At 66.4% G+C, this 18,489-nt stretch carries 15 protein-coding genes, 2 tRNA genes and 1 pseudogene; 9 read left to right on the forward strand and 9 right to left on the reverse strand.

Going from position 1 to position 18,489, the window contains the following annotated elements; all coding sequences use genetic code 11:
- Positions 1-15: 15 nt before the first annotated feature.
- Together A5764_RS07280 and bcp are read right to left on the reverse strand one after the other, a co-directional pair.
- The gene (locus tag A5764_RS07280) at positions 16-537 is read right to left on the reverse strand and encodes a DUF3060 domain-containing protein (protein ID WP_082951558.1); all 522 of its coding nucleotides are present in this window, start codon (positions 535-537) and stop codon (positions 16-18) included.
- A 125-nt stretch (positions 538-662) separates the two neighbouring features.
- Positions 663-1,136: a thioredoxin-dependent thiol peroxidase gene (gene bcp / locus A5764_RS07285; RefSeq protein ID WP_067110824.1), complete on the reverse strand. Its 474-nt coding sequence runs from the start codon at positions 1,134-1,136 to the stop codon at positions 663-665.
- A 95-nt stretch (positions 1,137-1,231) separates the two neighbouring features.
- Here bcp and A5764_RS07290 point away from each other — a divergent pair, with 95 nt between their 5' ends.
- Both A5764_RS07290 and A5764_RS07295 read left to right on the forward strand, forming a co-directional pair.
- Positions 1,232-1,459 carry a DUF3618 domain-containing protein gene (locus tag A5764_RS07290; protein ID WP_067110969.1) on the forward strand — a complete coding sequence of 76 codons (228 nt, stop codon included), beginning with the start codon at positions 1,232-1,234 and terminating at the stop codon, positions 1,457-1,459.
- Between the two features lie 267 nt (positions 1,460-1,726).
- The gene (locus A5764_RS07295) at positions 1,727-4,900 is read left to right on the forward strand and encodes an adenylate/guanylate cyclase domain-containing protein (protein ID WP_067110827.1); all 3,174 of its coding nucleotides are present in this window, start codon (positions 1,727-1,729) and stop codon (positions 4,898-4,900) included.
- Positions 4,901-5,052: 152 nt separating this feature from the next.
- On the opposite strand, the gene A5764_RS07300 is transcribed toward A5764_RS07295, so the two are convergent.
- Both A5764_RS07300 and A5764_RS07305 read right to left on the reverse strand, forming a co-directional pair.
- Positions 5,053-5,125: transfer RNA gene (locus A5764_RS07300), tRNA-Lys, on the reverse strand.
- Between the two features lie 166 nt (positions 5,126-5,291).
- Positions 5,292-6,530, reverse strand: coding sequence for a GNAT family N-acetyltransferase (locus A5764_RS07305; RefSeq protein WP_067110831.1), 1,239 nt, complete (start codon positions 6,528-6,530; stop codon positions 5,292-5,294).
- A 233-nt stretch (positions 6,531-6,763) separates the two neighbouring features.
- Between A5764_RS07305 and A5764_RS07310 the strand changes: the two genes are divergently transcribed.
- From A5764_RS07310 to A5764_RS07325, 4 genes are all read left to right on the forward strand, one after another.
- Complete coding sequence (locus tag A5764_RS07310; RefSeq protein ID WP_067110834.1) at positions 6,764-9,121, forward strand: MMPL family transporter; 2,358 nt, start codon at positions 6,764-6,766, stop codon at positions 9,119-9,121.
- A 48-nt stretch (positions 9,122-9,169) separates the two neighbouring features.
- Positions 9,170-10,072: a DMT family transporter gene (locus A5764_RS07315; protein WP_067110838.1), complete on the forward strand. Its 903-nt coding sequence runs from the start codon at positions 9,170-9,172 to the stop codon at positions 10,070-10,072.
- 153 nt (positions 10,073-10,225) lie between these two features.
- A complete protein-coding gene (locus A5764_RS07320; RefSeq protein ID WP_082951559.1) occupies positions 10,226-11,422 on the forward strand; it encodes an Ig-like domain-containing protein in 1,197 nt (398 codons plus the stop codon).
- Positions 11,423-11,522: 100 nt separating this feature from the next.
- Positions 11,523-11,813 (forward strand): hypothetical protein, encoded by a 291-nt coding sequence (locus tag A5764_RS07325; protein ID WP_067110846.1) that lies wholly within the window; start codon positions 11,523-11,525, stop codon positions 11,811-11,813.
- Between the two features lie 78 nt (positions 11,814-11,891).
- On the opposite strand, the gene A5764_RS07330 is transcribed toward A5764_RS07325, so the two are convergent.
- Positions 11,892-11,964 (reverse strand) — tRNA-His (locus tag A5764_RS07330).
- A gap of 50 nt (positions 11,965-12,014) precedes the next feature.
- Positions 12,015-12,662, reverse strand: a complete 648-nt coding sequence (gene orn / locus A5764_RS07335) for an oligoribonuclease (protein WP_067110849.1) — start codon at positions 12,660-12,662, stop codon at positions 12,015-12,017.
- 107 nt (positions 12,663-12,769) lie between these two features.
- On the opposite strand from orn, the gene A5764_RS07340 reads away from it, so the two are divergent.
- On the forward strand, positions 12,770-14,344 hold the full coding sequence (locus A5764_RS07340; protein WP_067110852.1) for a helicase HerA-like domain-containing protein: 1,575 nt from the start codon (positions 12,770-12,772) through the stop codon (positions 14,342-14,344).
- A 3-nt stretch (positions 14,345-14,347) separates the two neighbouring features.
- Here A5764_RS07340 and cmrA read toward each other — a convergent pair whose 3' ends face one another.
- Positions 14,348-15,154 carry a mycolate reductase gene (gene cmrA / locus A5764_RS07345; RefSeq protein ID WP_067110854.1) on the reverse strand — a complete coding sequence of 269 codons (807 nt, stop codon included), beginning with the start codon at positions 15,152-15,154 and terminating at the stop codon, positions 14,348-14,350.
- A 151-nt stretch (positions 15,155-15,305) separates the two neighbouring features.
- On the opposite strand from cmrA, the gene A5764_RS07350 reads away from it, so the two are divergent.
- A complete protein-coding gene (locus A5764_RS07350) occupies positions 15,306-16,655 on the forward strand; it encodes an MFS transporter (RefSeq protein ID WP_067110857.1) in 1,350 nt (449 codons plus the stop codon).
- On the opposite strand, the gene A5764_RS07355 is transcribed toward A5764_RS07350, so the two are convergent.
- On the reverse strand, positions 16,652-17,461 hold the full coding sequence (locus A5764_RS07355; protein ID WP_067110972.1) for an MmpS family transport accessory protein: 810 nt from the start codon (positions 17,459-17,461) through the stop codon (positions 16,652-16,654). The genes A5764_RS07350 and A5764_RS07355 overlap by 4 nt on opposite strands.
- 68 nt (positions 17,462-17,529) lie before the next feature.
- Positions 17,530-18,165 carry a TetR/AcrR family transcriptional regulator gene (locus A5764_RS07360; protein WP_067110976.1) on the reverse strand — a complete coding sequence of 212 codons (636 nt, stop codon included), beginning with the start codon at positions 18,163-18,165 and terminating at the stop codon, positions 17,530-17,532.
- 225 nt (positions 18,166-18,390) lie between these two features.
- Between A5764_RS07360 and A5764_RS27275 the strand changes: the two are divergent.
- Positions 18,391-18,486: pseudogene (locus A5764_RS27275) on the forward strand (CoA-transferase); the annotation flags it as partial.
- Positions 18,487-18,489: the final 3 nt, after the last annotated feature.

Here is an 18,489-nt window from a genome sequence, read left to right on the forward strand (position 1 = left end):
GCTGCGGGAAAGGCTTCAACGGCCGTTCGGGCGCTGAGAGACGACGTCGTTGTTTCCAGTCTTGTTGATTGTCGGTGCGCCGGAGTGGTAGGTGACGACGTTGTCATCGCCGATGACACCGATGGTGTCCGCGCTGTCGACGCTGACTTTGTTTGCGCTGCCGGAGATTTCCAGCCGGCGACAGTGGCCCGTGACGGTGTACGTGTTGTTGTCCCCGTCCAGCTTCAGGTCTCCGTTGTTGCAGTCGATCGTGTCTTTCGCGCCGCTGTTGATCATGATCAGGTTTCCGTGCACGGTGGTCCCGGCGTGATTCGCCACGATCACCCCGATCGCGATCACGGCCGCGACCCCACACCCCAAGAGCAGCCGCACGGGCGTCGATTTCGCAAGCTGCGCGAGACTGGCAAGCCGCCGTAAGGTCCCCCCTGGTAGCGGCGCGCCACCCGCGGCGCCGAACTGTGGACCGGGCTGCGCCCCCGGCTGGCTGCCCCCGTGTTCCAGGTGGCGGATGTACTCCTCGGGGTCCTCGGGCTTCATCGCTGAAAGACCCGGTGCTGAGTGACAAGGGTGTCCACGGCCGGCTCCTTCCGCTCTTCATCGGGAGCGCGCCGTTATTGTGCCGCAGATTGCTTGCGGGATTCTTGTGTTCGCCTGATCAGCGCCTAGACCGATAGGTCGCGGCGCAGCTTGGCGACGTGACCGGTGGCCTTGACGTTGTACTGCGCGACGGCGATCTTGCCCTTCTCGTCGACCACAAAGGTGGAACGAATGACGCCCTGCACGGTCTTGCCGTACATCTGCTTCTCGCCGTATGCGCCCCACGCCGTCAGCACCTTGCGGTCGGGATCGGACAGCAGCGGGAACGTCAGCCCTTCGGCGTCGCGGAACTTCGCCAGCTTCTCCGGCTTGTCGGGGGAGATCCCGATGACGTCGAGGCCGGCATCGCTGAGGTCGTGCAGGTTGTCGCGAAAGTCGCAGGCCTGCTTGGTGCATCCGGGCGTGGATGCCGCCGGGTAGAAGTACACGATGACGCGGCGTCCCTTGTAGTCGGCGAGCGACACCTTGTTGCCGTCGGCGTCGGTCAGGCTGAAGGAAGGCGCTTTGTCGCCCGGCGCGAGCCGCGTGGTCTCGGTCAACGGGGGTCCTTTCTGTTCACCGCAGCGTTGGGGTTGTCGCCAGCTGATCTAGGGTAGTGCCTCAGGTGCATCAGCTGGACTGGGAGGACAGACACGTGGCGGACCGGGACCCCGAGGCCATCATGCGGGACATCGACGTCGCCCGCGACCAGCTGGCGGAAACCGTCGACTCACTCGCTGAGCGGGCCAACCCGCGCCGCCTCGCCGACGACCTCAAGGCCCGGGTGATCGACTTCGTCAAGAAGCCCGCCGTGACGGTGTCGTTGGCCGGCGTCGGTGTCCTGGTCGTCGTGGTGGTGGTGCACCGGGTCAGGAACCGCTGACGCGACGCGGGCGCTGCCACCGTAGAGGTCGCGCGTCACATCGTGGCTTCCGCAACCTGAAACATCGGTGCCGTCAGGGTTTCGAATTCCCGGACCCGCTGATTAAGAACCGGCGGTTTGGTCGCGTCCTGGCCGAGGTGGCACAGGGCAGGGATACGCATAGTTAACGCGCGTGACGTGCCGCTGACGGCGACCTGATTAAACCGCCTCTTGGACATCTTGCGCCTATGCTGGTGAACCGGGGCCTCGGAAGCGGCGGAGGGTCGGATGACCGCAGCGACCGCGTGCCGCGCGTGCGGCAGCGCGCCGCGCGAGGGCGCGCGATTCTGTCACGGCTGCGGTGCACCCGTCACAGAGCACGACACGCGTGCGGAGTACAAGCAGGTGACGGTGCTGTTCGCCGATGTGGTGCATTCGATGGACATCGCCGCGGCGGTGGGCGCGGAGCGGCTGCGCGAGATCATGGGCGGCCTGGTCGAGCGTTGCACCGCGGTTGTGACACGCTACGGCGGCACGGTGGACAAGTTCACCGGCGATGGCATCATGGCGCTGTTCGGCGCGCCAATCGCATTGGAAGACCATGCTTTTCGCGCCTGCCTGACCGCCTTGGACATTCAATCGGAGGCGGCCGAACTGGGCCGGGAAATCAAAGCGCGCGACGGCATCGACCTACAGCTGCGCGTGGGTCTCAATTCCGGTGAGGTCATCGCCGGTGAAATCGGCACCGGCACAATGGGTTATACCGCCGTCGGCGAACAGGTGGGGATGGCCCAGCGGATGCAGTCGGTGGCCACACCTGACGGGATCATGCTCAGCGAATCGACCGCTCGATTGGTCGAGGACGCAGCGGTGCTCGATGAGCCGCTGATGGCGCGTATCAAGGGAGGCGATCGTCCGGTGCGGGCGAGGCGTCTGACAGGCATGTCCGCGGAGCGGCAACGCACTGGTCCACTGCAGTCGACATTGGTGGGTCGTGACTGGGAATTGGCGACGTTAACGGCAATGCTGGATCGCTCGATCGGCGGCCGCGGGTCGGTGATGGGCGTTGTCGGCCCTCCCGGCATCGGCAAGACCCGACTCGCGCATGAAGCCATCCAGCTCGCCACAAGTCGCGGTGTCGAGGTGTTCTCCACCTTCTGCGAATCGCACGCCACCGACGTGCCTTTTCGGGTGGTGGCGCGTCTTTTACGCGCTACCACCCAGGTCAGGGGCCTCGATGAGCAGACCGCCCGGGCGAGCCTACGCGAACGGTTTCCAAATGCCGATTCAGAAGACATGCTCTTGCTCGATGACCTGTTGGGTGTCGCCGATCCCGAAGTGCCGCTGCCCAAGATCGACCCGGACGCGCGACGACGGCGGTTGACCGCCTTGATCAACACCGCGCAGCTGGCCCGCAGCCGGCCGGCGGTTTTTGTCGTTGAGGACGTGCACTGGATCGACGAGGTGAGCGAGTCCATGGTCGCCGACTTTGTGGCCGTTGTCCCCCAGACCCACTCGATGGTGCTGATCACCTTCCGCCCCGAATACCGCGGACCCCTGCTGCATGTTGCCGGCGCGCAGTCTCTTGCCCTGGCACCGTTGAGTGAGTCGGAAACATCAAGGCTGGTCGCCGAATTGGTGGGCACCGATCCGTCGGTACGTCCGATCAAGAACATCATCGCGGGGCGCGCGGCCGGCAATCCATTTTTCGCTCAGGAGATCATCCGAGAGCTCGCCGGACGGGGGGTACTAGCCGGTCAGCGTGGCCACTACACCAGCTCGGCCGATATGGGCGAAGTCCGCGTGCCGGCCACACTGCAGGCAACCATCGCCGCGCGCATCGACCGGCTTGACCCGAAAGCCAAACGAAGTCTTGCGGGCGCGGCAGTCATCGGTGCTCGGTTTAGCTGCGATTTGCTTGTCAGCCTGGGCATCGATCCGTCCGTCGCGGGGCTGATCAGCGCGGAGCTCATCGACCAAGTGTGCTTCACTCCCCGCGCCGAGTATGCGTTTCACCACCCGCTCATCCGCACCGTGGCCTATGAAGCACAGCTGAAGTCCGATCGTGCCCAAATGCACAAGCGGCTGGCCGCAGCGATTGAAGCCCATGACCCGACCTCGGTCGATCAGAACGCCGCTTTGATTGCCGAGCATTTGGAGGCCGCTTGTGAGTTGCACGCCGCGTACGGCTGGCATATGCGCGCCGCAGCGTGGGCAACCAACCGCGACATCCGCGCAGCGCGGCTGAGTTGGGAGCGCGCCCAAAAGATTGCCGACGCCCTACCCGCGGAGGACCCGGACCGAGCAGCCATGCGCATCGCCCCTCGCACCATGCTGTGCGGGATCGCCTGGCGAGTCCATGTAAATGTTGCTGGCACCCGGTTCGAGGAATTGCGTCAGTTGTGCACCGCCACCGGGGACAAGGCGTCACTGGCCATCGCCATGGCCGGGCTGGTGATAGATCATGCCTACGAGGGCCGTATCGGTGAGGCGTCGCAGCTGGCATCGGACGCGTGGACCCACACCGAGTCAATCGGCGATCCGACCCTCACGGTGGGACTGTCCTTTATGTCCACCTACGCCAAGGCTGAAAGTGGCGAAGTTGGTGACTTGCTGCTCTGGTCACAGAGGATCATCGACCTAGCCGACGGTGACCCGTCGAAAGGGAACTTCATTATCGGGTCACCGTTGGCGCTGGCCTTCGCCTACCGGGCTCTGGCGCGTTACTTCCTGGGCCTTTCCGGGTGGCGGGAAGACCTGCGGCATGGACTGGGCATGTCCCGCAGCGCCGATCCCATGTCACATGCCATGGTCGTGACCGTCGTCTACGGCACCGCGATACCGATGGGCGTACTCACACCCGACGATTCCGCGGTGCGCGAGTTGGAGGATGCGCTGTGCATTACCGAGAGATCCAGTGACGATCTCGCGTTGGCTCTCGCACGGATGACACTCGGTGTTGCCCTGGTGCACCTCCGAACCGTCGCGGAGCGTGACCGCGGACGCGAGCTCCTGGCCGAGGTAAGCGACGTCTTCCTGCGCCAGAAACACTCCCTCGGCGAAATACCGATTATGCGTGTGTATTTGGCACGCGAGCAGGCTCGCAATGGAGATCGCGGTGGCGCGATACCGATCATGCGCTCCGCCGTTGAAGACCTATGTCGACAAGGACAGATGCTCGGGTGGGGAGTCCCGGCTACGCGTGTTCTAGTCGAGACACTGCTTGAACGCGGGGCCGACGCAGACATCGCCGAAGCCGATGCCGCGATCGAGCGGTTAGCGGCCGCACCATCCGATGATGGTCTGGCTATCCGCGAATTATGGCTGCTGCGGCTGCGCGCACTGTTGGCACGCGCCCATGGCGACGACACCGCCTATCGCGACTATCGGGATCACTACCGCGACATGGCGAGAACGCTTGGCTTCGAAGGACATATCGCGTGGGCCGAGGCAATGCCATGATCGCGGTGGTCGTGTATGCCTCGAAGCGATGCGCATCGCTAGCGGTGCCAGTTGTGCCACACATCCCATGTGGCACAGCCGGCACAGGTGGGCGGCATAGCGGCGCATAGGGGCTCCCGGAGCCGGTAGACCCTCGAAAATAGCCTCTGAAGTGCGCCGTCAGGGTTTCGAACCCCGGACCCGCTGATTAAGAGTCAGCTGCTCTACCAACTGAGCTAACGGCGCGCCGCGGCCGAGACCGCGTAGGCGACAATAACAGGCGTCCTGTCGCGGAGCGAAATCCCGGATGTCCTCCAGGATAACCGCTGAGCCGCCAGGGTTGGCGCCCACGAGGGTGACGCGAGCGTTGCGGTGTGCGGTCGGCCCGGAAAGGCTTGTGGCAGATGGCGCGTCAGAAGAGCGTGCCGCAGTAGGGGGCCCGTTCGGTGCCGAGCGCGGCATCCAACTCGCGTATCGCACCCGGGCGCAGCTCGGTGATCCGGTTCGCTCGGTGAAGTTCCGACGGTCGGTGCGCACCCATGTAGATCGTTGCCAGGTCCCCGAGACCGATTTGGACGTCCGCGGGTCCGTCATGCGGGGTGCACTTGCCGACACCGTCGCGGGTCTGGAGCAGGAAACGTCCCCCCGCGACGCTAAGGGGATCAGCGACTTCCAGTGCGACGTCGGCGTCGGCCGAGTAGGCGCGCGCACCGAGCGCTTCGGGCACATCCATGATTCGCATCCAGAGGAAATCGCTCATGCCCGTCGTTTTCGCGGCCAGCTGGTCCTTGAGTTTGAGCGGGAGCGGATCATCGACCGGTACCTCGATCACAATGTTGTCGAACGTCTTCGAGCCCACCAGCACCGCGAGCAGCTCGGTGTGCGCGTCGTTGGTCACCGGGCAAAAGTCCTGGACAACCACGGTGCCAAACGGCCGGCGAAACGCGTGCGGCGACGCTCCGATCACCCGGTAGGTGAGGAAGCCGTCGGGATGAACGATGAAATTGAGGGCCGAGCCATTTTCGCGCTGCGTAATCCGGTCTTCCAGGACGTCGTCCCACCACGCGTCGTCCCGGCTCAGCGCCCCCGGAGTGATCGCGCGCCATCGGTCATAAAGCGGCGGCAAAAGGCGCGCCGCCTGGGCGGCGTCGACCTCGCGAGCGCGAATTTGGCTAGGTTTGGCTCGCAATTCCGTAAAGCGCGGCTCGATATCGTAAGTCCGCGCATAGCTGGCCACGCCGGCGCCCAAGATCTCGTAAACCGCCGGCTGGGTCGGAACACCACAAAGGATGGGATAACCGCGGTCCTGGAGTATTCCGAAACCCTGAAGGCTGAGCCGTTGCCAAATTCCTTGCCCTTGGTGCGTCGCCGCGACCGCGATCATGGACAGCCAGGCGGCTTCGAGGCTGGCGCCGCCGGGCACGGTGAGCCGCAGCCTGTAGTACAGCGAGGTCCCGACGACGAATGGCTGCTCCGGGTCGGACATGTCCTCGGCGACGAGGATGTCTTGCAGGTTGACCCGCCGCGTCCAAGCCTCGACGTCGCGCGGATCCACCGAAATCCCGTACGCGCGGGCCTGGTTCTCGTAGACGGCTTGCCAGTCATCGTCGGTGGGATGTTTTATCCTGATGGCGTCGTCCGTTGCGTTCATCGGTGCTTCAATTCCCTACCGCCGCAGCCGAATCGGTGCTCTTTTCAAACCGATCCGCCGAAGCTTGTGTTGTGGGGTGCCGCTCGGTGCGGTACCCGAGTGTCCGGGCGCTAAAACGTGGTGTTTAGTGACGCTCCCCACACTCGGAGTCGCAAGGCGGCAGGCATGGGGGTCAGCCGGGCTGCGTTTGGGTATAGAGATACGCCGGAGGGGCTCGGCCGGAAAGGAGCCGCATGCTGCACGGAATCACCCGACTCGCCATCGCTGCGCCGCGGCGCATCATCGCAGCCGCGGCGCTGATCCTGGTGGCGGCCGCGATCTTTGGCGTCCCGGTGGTCAACAACCTGTCGGCCGGCGGCTTTCAAGACCCGACCTCCGAATCCGCGCGGGCGACCGAGCTGCTCCGGGACAAGTTCGGCCAAACCGATCAAAAGATGCTGATCGTGGTCAGCACCCCCGCCGGCGCGCGCAGCGATCAGGCCCGCCGGGTCGGCACCGACATCGTCAACCACCTGAAACGATCGCCGCGGGTCATCGATGTGTCCTCCGCGTGGACCTCGTCACCGCAGGCAGCCGCCCAGCTGGTCAGCAAGGACAACAAGTCCGGGATGATCGTGGCCGACCTCAAAGGCGGGGAGAACAACGCGCAGGACTACGCCCGCGCCCTTTCCGACGAGCTCGTGCACGACCGCGACGGGGTGACCGTGCGCGCCGGTGGCATGGCCGTGGCGTACGCCCAGATCAACCAGCAGAACGAGCGCGACCTGCTCCTGATGGAGTCCATCGCGATTCCGCTGAGCTTCGCGGTGCTGGTGTGGGTGCTGGGCGGAGTATTGGCGGCGGCGCTGCCCGTGGTGCTGGGCGCACTTGCCATTGTCGGCACCATGTCGGTGTTGCGGCTGATCAGCTTCGCGACCGACGTGTCGACCTACGCGCTGGACCTGAGCATCGCGATGGGTCTGGCCCTGGCGATCGACTACAACCTGCTGATCATCACGCGCTATCGCGAGGAACTTGCCCGTGCCGAAGACCGGGATAGGGCGCTGTACCGCACCATGGCCACGGCCGGTCGTACGGTGCTGTTTTCGGCCACCACCGTCGGGTTGTCGATGGCGGTGATGGCGGTGTTTCCGATGTACTTCCTCAAATCGTCCGCTTACACCATCGTGGCCACGGCGGTCATCGTTGCCGTCGCCGCCGTCGTGGTGACCCCGGCGGCGATCGTGCTGCTGGGCCCGTGGCTGGACGCACTGGACGCGCACCAGTTGGTGCGTCGGATACTGCCTCGGGCGAAGTCGTGGCACGACCATGCGCACACGCCGGTCGACGAGCTGTTCTGGTACCGATCCACCAAGTTCGTGTTGCGCCACGCCGTGCCCGTCGGCGTGGGCGTCGTCGCGCTGCTGTTGCTGCTGGGCGTTCCCTTTCTCGGGGTGAAGTGGGGCTTCCCCGACGAGCGGGTGCTGCCCCGAACAGCGTCGGCGCGCCAGGTCGCCGACATGTTGGACAACGACTTCCCCGACGGGTTGGGGACCGCGGTATCCGTGGTTGTCCCCGACGCGCGCGGCGTTACCCCCGCCGACATCGACCGCTACGCCGCCGAACTATCCCGGGTACCCGACGTGTCGGCGGTCACGGCACCGACGGGGACGTTCGTGGCCGGGAAGCGGACCGGGCCGCCCGCCGAGCCCACCGGGATCGCCAATGGCGGCGCATTCCTCACGGTGGCCACCACCGCGCCGCTGTATTCGCAGGCCTCGGACACCCAGCTCGACCGGCTGCATCGTGTCGCCGGACCGGCGGGCAAGCCGGTGGAGATGACCGGGCTGGCGCAGATCAACCGTGACAGCGTCGACGCCATCACCAAACGGATGCCGGCCGTGCTGGGACTGATCGCCGCCGTCACCTTCGTGTTGCTGTTTTTGCTCACCGGCAGCGCGGTGCTGCCGCTGCAGGCGTTGGCGTGCAACGTGTTGTCGCTAACCGCGGCGTTCGGCGCGATGGTGTGGATCTTTCAGGACGGCCATCTCGGCGCGCTCGGCACCACCCCGAACGGGACGACGAACGCCAACATCCCCGTGCTGTTGTTCTGCATCGCAGTCGGACTGGCGATGGATTACGAGGTGTTTCTGGTCTCGCGGATCCACGAATATTGGCTGGCCTCTCAAGCCGACGGGGACACTCGGCCGAGCGCGGCCGAGGCGCGTGCCGTGACTGACGAGAGCACTGCATTGGGCCTCGCCGGAATCGGTCGGGTGGTCACCAGTGCCGCGCTGGTGATGTCTATTTCGTTCGCCGCGTTGATCCCCGCCCAGGTGTCGTTCATGCGAATGCTCGGCGTCGGCCTGACGCTTGCGGTGCTGGCGGACGCCACCCTGGTGCGAATGGTCTTGGTGCCGGCCTTTATCCATCTGCTTGGGCGGTGGACGTGGTGGGCGCCTCAGGCGTTGGTCAGCTTGCGTTCACGACGGGTGACGGGGGAATCCGCGGCCGTCGCGGTGGGCAGGCGCCGCTGGGTCGCTGACGCGTCCGACCCACGGCGGCCCTTCATACGGAGGCGGCCCACCACGGCCGTGACGGACCGTGGCTAGTGGGCGGAGAAGCTACGTGAGGCAAGGGATCCGACGGAGAATCCGCCGATGACAAAGACGGATATCGCGGCGCTGCTCGCGCTGTGTTCTGCGCTGTGCATCGCGATCGGCGACGTGCTGCAGCAACGAGCCGCATACCGGATCACCGACGAGTCGGTCGGCCACATTCAATTGTTCGGCCACCTGCTGCGCAATCGAAGGTGGTGGTGGGGCACGCTGCTGCTCGCGGGAAGCATCGCGTTGCAGGCGGCCGCGCTGGGCCAGGGTTCGGTGCTGCTGGTGCAGGCGCTGCTGGCGCTTTCGCTGCTGTTCGCCCTGCCGATCAATGCCAGGTTGTCGCACCGGAGGGTGACCGGCGGCGAGTGGATCTGGGCCGGCGTGCTTACGGCCGCGGTGATCGTGATCGTCACCGTCGGCCATCCGCAGGCCGGACGTTCCAGCGCATCCCTGGCAACGTGGGCCCCGGTGGCTTTCGTGCTGGGTCCGCTGTTGGTCGCGTGCGTCGTGATTGGCCGAATTCGGGGTGGTGCCCTGGCCGCTGCGCTGTTTGCCTTCGTGTCGGGCTCGCTGTGGGGCGTCTTTGCGGTGCTGACCAAGGAGGTCGTCGCGCGGCTCGGCGATGGCGGATGGGCGGTAGCCCGGGCTCCTGAGCTATATGCCTGCGTGCTGGTCGCGCTGGGAGGTGTCATGTTGAGCCAGTCGGCCTTTCGGGCCGGGCCGTTGACCGCCTCGATGCCGACCCTGGGCGTGGCGCAGCCGGTCGTGGCGGCGGTGCTGGGCGTCGTCGTCCTCGACGAAACGCTGCGCACCGATCGCGCCGGGACGGTCGCGTTGGCGGTGGCGGCGCTGGCGATGATGGTAGCTATCGTCAAACTCGCGCGCGTCGAGGCCGCTGCGACCCGCAATCAGGCCGGTTCCCAGCGCCAGGGCCTCGTCCGCGAATCGGCGTAAGGGCGGCGTGATACGCCAATTCGTGAGGCCCGCGACACCGAACCGCTGACCAGCTCATCTCGCATCCCAAGCGGCCGGCAAGCATTTACAATGCATGCACTGTTTCTGGTCAGCGGTGACTGAAATAACCCGTCCGAATTGGAAGGTCGCTCGATGACGCCTTTGCGCAGACGTCGATCATTGCTGGCGGCAGCAATGGCCGTGTTTGCTGTGCTCTGCGTTGCCTGCAGCGGCAGCCACACCGCCGCGCCGGCGAAGGTCATCTTCGACAAGGGCACGCCGTTCGCCGACCTGCTCGTCCCCAAGCTCACCGCCTCGGTGACCGACGGTGGCGTCGGCGTCACGGTGGATGCGCCGGTGACCGTGAGCGTCGCCGACGGAGTGCTGGGCTCGGTCACCATGGTCAACGAGAATGGCCGCGCGATCAGCGGTCAGCTCAGCCCGGACGGGCTGCGCTGGTCGACCACCGAGCAGCTCGGTTACAACCGGCGCTACACGCTGAACGTGAAGGCGCTGGGGCTTGGTGGCGCGGCGACCCGGCAGATGACGTTCCAGACCAGTTCACCGGCCCACCTGACGATGCCCTACGTCTATCCGGGCGACGGCGAGGTGGTCGGCATCGGTGAGCCGGTGGCCATCCGCTTCGACGAGACCATCGCCAACCGCGCCGCGGCCCAAAAGGCGATCACCATCACCACCAACCCGCCCGTCGAAGGCGCGTTCTACTGGCTGACCAACCGCGAACTGCGTTGGCGCCCAGAACATTTCTGGAAGCCCGGAACGACCATCGATGTTGCGGTCAACACCTATGGTGTCGACCTGGGTGACGGCATCTTCGGCGAGGACAACGTCAAGACCCACTTCACCATTGGCGACGAGGTCATTTCGACGGCCGACGACAAGACCAAGATGGTGACCGTGCGGGTCAACGGCGAAGTGGTCAAGACGATGCCGACGTCGATGGGCAAGGACAGCACCCCGACGGCCAACGGCTTCTACATCATCGGTGGCCGGTTCAAGCACATCATCATGGATTCGTCGACCTACGGCGTTCCGGTCAACTCGCCCAACGGGTATCGCACCGAAGTCGAGTGGGCCACCCAGATGTCCTACAGCGGCGTCTTTGTGCACTCCGCGCCGTGGTCGGTGGGTGCCCAGGGGCACTCCAACACCAGTCACGGGTGCCTGAACGTGAGTCCGAGCAACGCCGAATGGTTCTACGACCACAGCAAGAGCGGCGACATCGTCGAGGTGGTCAACACCGTCGGCCCGACGCTGTCGGGCACCGAAGGGCTGGGCGACTGGAACATCCCGTGGCCGGTGTGGAAGGCGGGCAACGCCGACACCTGACGGCCGAAGGGATGTCGGTGGTTGCACTTTCGGCCGCCCGGACGCCTCAGTCACGTTTCATTCACTCGTCTGCGGCCTCAGCGTTGTAAGGTGCCGGGTCATGAGCACACCCTCACCCGGGCCCGGTTGGTGGCTGGCGTCGGACGGCAATTGGTACCCGCAGCGCTGGGAAACCACCTTCGTCTATTACACCAACGAGTCTCTGCAGGCAGTGGTCGACGAGGCGCGTCGTCAATCGAAGGCCTACGGCGAACAGGGCTGGGAGATCGTGGGCTCCTCGGTGCAACGGGTTCAGGTTGCGCACCGCTTCAGCGACTACGACAAGGTCGGCGACCACTATTACGAGTGGAGCATCGTCTGCACCCTGAAACGGCCCCTCGCCCCTGGCTGACGGTTGGGCACGTCAAAGGGGTAAGCACGAACCGGCAAAGCAAAAGGTCGGAGGGCGCTAACGCCCCCGACCTGTCGGGGTGGCTGACGGGACTCGAACCCGCGACATCCAGGATCACAACCTGGTGCTCTACCAGCTGAACTACAGCCACCATCGCCGCCAACCGGCCTGGAAAGGGGCCAACGAGCGGCGACGTCGATACTAGCGGGTCGGTGGCTCGGGGTCCGAATCGATTGTTTCCGCGGCCGTCTTTCCGCCTGGGAGATTGGCCACCACGGCCTCGATTTCACTGGTAGACGGCCCTGGCGGGAGCACGAACACGGTGCGCCGGTAGTACTGCAACTCGCGGATGGATTCATGGATGTCGGCCAGCGCCCGGTGCGTGAGCCCCTTGACCGGCTGACCGTAGTAGATGCGGGGGTACCAGCGCCGGCACAGCTCCTTGATCGAGCTGACGTCGATCATCCGGTAGTGCAGGTAGGAGTCCAGCTCGGGCATGTCGCGGGCGATGAACGAGCGGTCGGTGGCGATCGAGTTGCCCGCCAGCGGCGCGGTCTTGGGCTGCTTGACGTGGGTGGTGACGTAGTCCATCACCATCGCCTCGGCGGTGGCCAGGTCGACGGTGGACGCCTTGACCTCCTCGATCAGCCCCGAGCGCGAGTGCATTGCGGCGACCACCTCGATCATCGACGACAGCGTGGCATCGTCGGCGTGGATCACCACGTCCACCCCGTCGCCGAGGATGTTCAGCTCGGCGTCGGTGACGAGGGCGGCGATCTCGATCAGCTTGTCCGAGCCCAGATCCAGCCCAGTCATCTCGCAGTCGATCCACACCAATTCGTCGCGCACAGCGCTCAGCGTATGCGCACGTGAGCTCTGCCTCTGCCCGCCCCTGGGAAGTAGTGTGAGCGTTGCCGAACCGAACGGGGGCGAGTGGGGAAGAGGGGCGCAGCACGATGACCACCGAATCAGCGGCCACACCCGCCAAGCGGATCGCGAACGGCTACGCCTTCCAAGGGCGGGCGCTGGAATTGGGCACGGTCGTCGTCGACGGCCAGGCCGACCCGAGCGCGCAGGTTCGTATCCCGCTGGCCACGGTCAACAGGCACGGGCTGGTGGCCGGAGCCACGGGAACCGGCAAGACCAAGACGCTGCAGCTGATCGCCGAACAGCTCAGCGCGGCCGGTGTCGCCGTGTTGATGGCCGACGTGAAGGGCGACCTGTCCGGCCTGTCCCGGCCAGGAGAGGCCAACGACAAGACCGCCGCGCGCGCCAAAGACACCGGCGACGATTGGGCACCAACGGGATTCCCGGTCGAGTTCTTGTCGCTCGGCACCGGGGGAGTGGGCGTGCCAGTGCGGGCGACCGTTGCCAGCTTTGGTCCGGTTCTGTTGTCGAAAGTGTTGGGGCTCAATGCTACTCAGGAGTCGACGCTGGGATTGATCTTCCACTGGGCCACGGAAGCCAACCGCCCGCTGGTCACCCTGAGTGATCTGCGCGGTGTCATCAGCCACCTGGCCAGCGACGAGGGCAAAGCCGATCTGAAAGACCTTGGCGGAGTGTCGCCGACGACGGCGGGCGTCATCCTGCGAGCGTTGGTGAATCTCGCCGGCGAGGGCGGCGACACGTTCTTCGGTGAGCCGAAGCTCGATCCCCAGGATCTGCTGCGCGTAGACGGCCAAGGCCATGGCATCATCTCGCTGCTCGAGTTCAGCGGCCAGTCGCTGCGCCCGGTCATCTTCTCCACCTTCCTGATGTGGGTGCTGGCCGATCTGTTCACCGTCCTGCCCGAGGTCGGCGACGTGGACAAGCCCAAGCTGGTCTTCTTCTTCGACGAGGCCCACCTGTTGTTCACCGACGCCTCCAAGGCTTTCCTGGAGCAGGTCGAACAGACCGTAAAGCTGATCCGCTCCAAGGGAGTCGGGGTGTTCTTCTGCACCCAGTTGCCCACGGACCTGCCCAACGACGTGCTCTCCCAGCTGGGCGCCCGCGTCCAACACGCCCTGCGGGCGTTCACCCCCGACGACCAGAAGGCGCTGAGCAAGACCGTGCGCACCTACCCGAAAACCGATGTCTACGACCTGGAGTCGGCGCTGACATCGCTGGGAATCGGTGAGGCCGTCGTCACCGTGCTGTCGGAGAAGGGCGCACCGACGCCGGTCGCGTGGACGCGGATGCGGGTGCCCCGGTCGCTGATGGCATCGATCGGCACCGATGCGATCTCCGCTGCGGCCAAATCCAGTCCGCTGCAAGCCAAATACGGTCAGACGGTTCAACAACCGGCGCCGCCCCAGGCCGGCCCGCAGGATCCGCAAGCCCGACCCGGGCCGCAGCCGCCGCAAGCCCGGTCCGACTACCCACCGGTCCCACCGATTGAACCGGTTCCGCCGATGCCGGAACCCGCGGAGCCAAAAGGGCCTAGCTTGTTAGAAAGGCTGTGGCACGATCGGGAAGTGCAAAGCGCCGTGAACATGGGGATCCGCGAGGTCATCAAAGCCAAGTTCGGAACCGGCCGTCGCCGCCGGAAGTAACGGCTACTCGCCGCCGAGCTTCTTATAAAAGCTGCCCACGATCGGCGCGACGATGGCGCGGGGGGCGTACCCGCTGGCCACCGACATGGCTTTCGACGTCAGGCCCGGCACGACGCGCATCTTGTTGCGCTCCAACGCATCCAGTGACACCTTGGCCGTGTGCTCGGTCGAGATCCACAGGAAGTCCGGCACCAGCTTTTCCACCAGTGTGGCTTCGGCGTCGTCGGGCAGATCGGTGCGCACCGGGCCGGGCGCCAGCAGCGTGACGTGCACACCGGAGCGGCGCAGTTCACCGCGCAACGATTCGCTGAAGGTGTTCACGAACGCCTTGGTGGCCGCGTAGGTGGCGTTGTAGGGAATCGGCGAATTGCCCGCCGCCGAACCGGAAATCAGGATGCCGCCAGCCTTGCGCCCGACCATGCCCGGCAGCACCGCCAACGTAAGGTCGTGCACGCCCAGCACATTCAGCTGCAACTGGGCCTTTTCCCCGGCCGGGTCCAGCGTCGCGACCGGTCCAAAGGTCGCGGTTCCCGCGTTGGCGCACAGGATCGAGATCGGGCGGGCGGCCAGTTCGTCGCACAACTTTGCCCGCTCGCCCGGGTCGGCCAAGTCGGCCGGCCGCACGTCGACTTCGACGCGGTATTTGTCCGCCAGCCGGCCGGCGAGCTCGTTGAGCAGGTCCTCGCGCCGGGCGGTGACGATCAGGTTGTGCCCGCGGGCGGCGAGTTCGGTGGCCAGCGCCTCGCCGATGTTCTGCGAAGCTCCGGTGACAACGGCGCGCGCGTCGGGGCTGGGGGCGGGTACCGGCATGCGGCCAATCGTAGACACGCAGCGATCGCAAGCGCGGCGCAGCCGGGCGCCGCGGGTCGCTGCGCATCAGACACGCAGCGATCGCAAGGGCGGCGCAGCCGGGCGCGGCGGGTCGCTGCGCATCAGGTGCCCAACACATAAAGTTCGGGGCATGAATCAGCCGGGGCCGGATCTGGCCAGGCCTGCGCCGTCGCGAGTGGTGGCCTGGGCGCTGTGGGACTCCGGTTCCACCGGGCTGAACGCGATCGTGGCGACCTTCGTCTTCTCCGTCTATCTGACCAGCAGCGTGGGGGCGGGCCTATCCGGTGCTACGTCGCCGGCGAGCTGGTTGGGTCGCGCTGGCGCCGTCGCCGGGCTGACCGTGGCGCTGCTGGCCCCGGCCGTGGGCGTGTGGGTGGAGTCCCCGCACCGCAGGCGCGTGGCCCTGCGCGTGTTGACCGGGCTGGCAATCGCGCTGACCTGCGCGATGTTCTTCATCCGCGATAGCCCCGGCTACCTGTGGGCCGGTTTGATACTGCTGGGGGCGACGGCCGCCTGCGGCGACCTGGCCAGCGTTCCGTACAACGCGATGCTGCGCCAGCTCTCGACGCCGCAGACGGCCGGCCGGATTTCGGGCCTGGGCTGGGCGGCGGGCTACTTGGGCAGCGTCGTGCTGCTGCTGCTGATCTACACCGGATTCATCGCCGGCTCGGGCTCGGGCCCGGGCGCGGTGCGCGGGCTGCTGCGGGTGCCGGTGCGCGACGGACTCTACGTGCGGGAAGCGATGCTGGTGGCCGCGGCCTGGCTGGCGCTGCTGGCCCTGCCGTTGCTGGTCGCCGCCCAACGATTGCCCGACACGGCCGAGGCCTACCAGCCGACCAGCATGCTCGGCGGGTATCGCAAGCTGTGGCGGGAGGTATCGGCCGAATGGCGCCGCGACCGCAACCTGGTCTACTTCCTGTTCGCCAGCGCGCTCTTTCGCGACGGGCTCGCGGCGATCTTCGCCTTCGGCGCCGTGCTGGGTGTCAACGTCTACGGCATCTCTCAGGCCAACGTGCTGATCTTCGGTGTGGTGGCCAGCGTGGTGGCCGCGGTCGGTGCGGTGCTGGGCGGGTTCGTCGACCACCGGATCGGATCCAAACCCGTCATTGTGGGATCCCTGGTTGCGATCCTCGCCGTCGCGCTGACGCTGATGGTGTCGTCCGGTCCGGTGGCGTTCTGGATCGGTGGGCTGCTGCTGTGCATGTTCATCGGGCCGTCGCAGTCGTCGTCGCGCGCCCTGCTGTTGCAGATGGCTAAAGACGGCAGGGAAGGCGTCGCTTTTGGCCTCTACACGATGACGGGACGGGCCGTCGCGTTCGTGGCGCCGTGGCTGTTCTCGGTTTTCGTCGACGCCTTCGGTGCCGTGCGTGCCGGGCTCGGGGGGATCTGCCTGGTGCTGGGCGCCGGGCTGCTGGCGATGCTGGTGGTGCGGGTCCCGGTACGCGGCGCCGTCGTAGCCGAAAGCCCTTTGGGCGCTTAGCCTCTCGCGTCGCAGACCGTCAGGCCCATGCCGACGCGCTGGCTGACCTGAACCCCGGCCACAGTGACCGAGCAGGTGACGTTGTTGCCGAAGTTGACGATCGTGACGTTGGCCGGGTGAGCGGCCGACTTCGACAGGCTGACCTGTTTGGTCCAGGGCAGCGCGACGTTGAACTCGGTCTGCACGACATCACCGGTGCCGATGTACATGATGCTGAGCGCTCGGCCCTCGCCGGTGACGGTGTACACGACGTCCTGCATCGCGCCCGGGCCGGTCGTGTCGGTGGGCGCCCCGCTGGAGGGCGGCACCGGCGCGGGGATGAGGGGAGGCAGGGGCAGCGTCCTGGTGTGCGTCGACGGCGGCGTCGTCGGTGTGGGCGACGTCGTCTCGGGCATGGCCGGCAGCGGCGGGACGGCGGTCTGGTTCTTGATCGCCTCGTTGGCGAGGATCAGCGCGATCACCAGGGCGACAACCACCAGCACGGCAGCGGCGGCGACGAGCCACAACCAGCGTGGCGATTTGGGGCCTCCCGGCGGCGGGGGAGCCAGACCCTCCGAAGGCGGCTCACCGGTGGGGGGCAGGCCTTGCTGCCAGTAGGCCGGCAGCTCCCTGGTGGTGTTGGCGTCGGTGAAGCCCGATGCCCATTGCGGCGCATAACCGCCGTACGTCGGGGCGTAGGGAGCCTGGTCGGCGTATGCCGGGTCAACGGGCGGCGAGTACTGCTGACTCGGCTGCCCGGGCGGCCCGGCCGGTCCTGACCCCGGTAGAGGGGGACTAAACCGCTCGGGTCGACGTGGATCGCTCATGTCCACCTCATGGCTTGCAGGGTACCTGGGCCGGGCCGCTGAGCGGTTTCTTGACGTTTGCCCGCAAGTCAGGGGCACTGATTCCCGGCCGTCAGCGCGGCGACGGTCATCGCCCGCATGACGGCGCGCGACCGCGCTGCGCGGGCGGCCTTGGCGCGCGAATCGTCGCCGGACTTCATGCTGTGCGGGGTGGAGTTCAGCAGGCCGAAGACCGCGTGGGCCGTCAGCCGGGCGTCGGCTTCGGCCAGGCTGGGATTCAGCTCGCGCAGCACCCCCACCCAGACCTCGACGTACTGGCGCTGGGCCTTGCGCACCTGCTTCTCGGCCGCCCCGGGTAGGTGGGCAAGGTCGCGGTCCTGGATGCGGATCAGGTCCGGTTCGCCCAGGACAAAGTCGAGGTGAAAGTCGATGAGGTCGTCTAGAGCGGCGGCCGCGTCGGCGCTGCGGGCCCGCGCCTCCCGGGCGCCGGCGAGCAGCCGGGTGCTGATGCCCACCAGCAACTCGACGAGCAGCGACTCCTTGTTGGGGAAGTGGCGGTAGATCGCCGGACCGCTGACGCCGGCGGCGGCGCCGATGTCTTCCAGGCGCACCGCGAGGAATCCCCGCTGGGCGAAGAGGCGTTCGGCGGCCGACAGCAGCTGCAGGCGCCGGTCGGATTTCAACTGGCTCCGGCGGTTTGGGGTGTCGGGCGCCGACGTCGTCATCATGGCCCCCGTCCACACGTCGCCCGGTCGGTTAATCGCCACTAACGTAGCACGAGTTATTCGCGATTAACCCGAACTCCCCGGGGTCCGGATGCTGTCGACGGATTCGAGTACCAGCGGGGGTGGGGACTGGCGCCGTTGCCTTCCCTGGACGCGGTAGCGCGGGCGGTGGTATCCTCACATCCAGTTAATGAGCATTAACTGAAGCCCTGGAGAGGCTGTTGGATGGACAAGGTGGTGGCGACGGCCGCTGAAGCGGTCGCCGACATAACCGATGGTTCGTCGCTGGCGGTGGGGGGATTCGGCTTCTGCGGCATCCCCGTG

This window comes from Mycobacterium sp. 852002-51057_SCH5723018, from assembly GCF_001667035.1.
Classification (GTDB): domain Bacteria; phylum Actinomycetota; class Actinomycetes; order Mycobacteriales; family Mycobacteriaceae; genus Mycobacterium.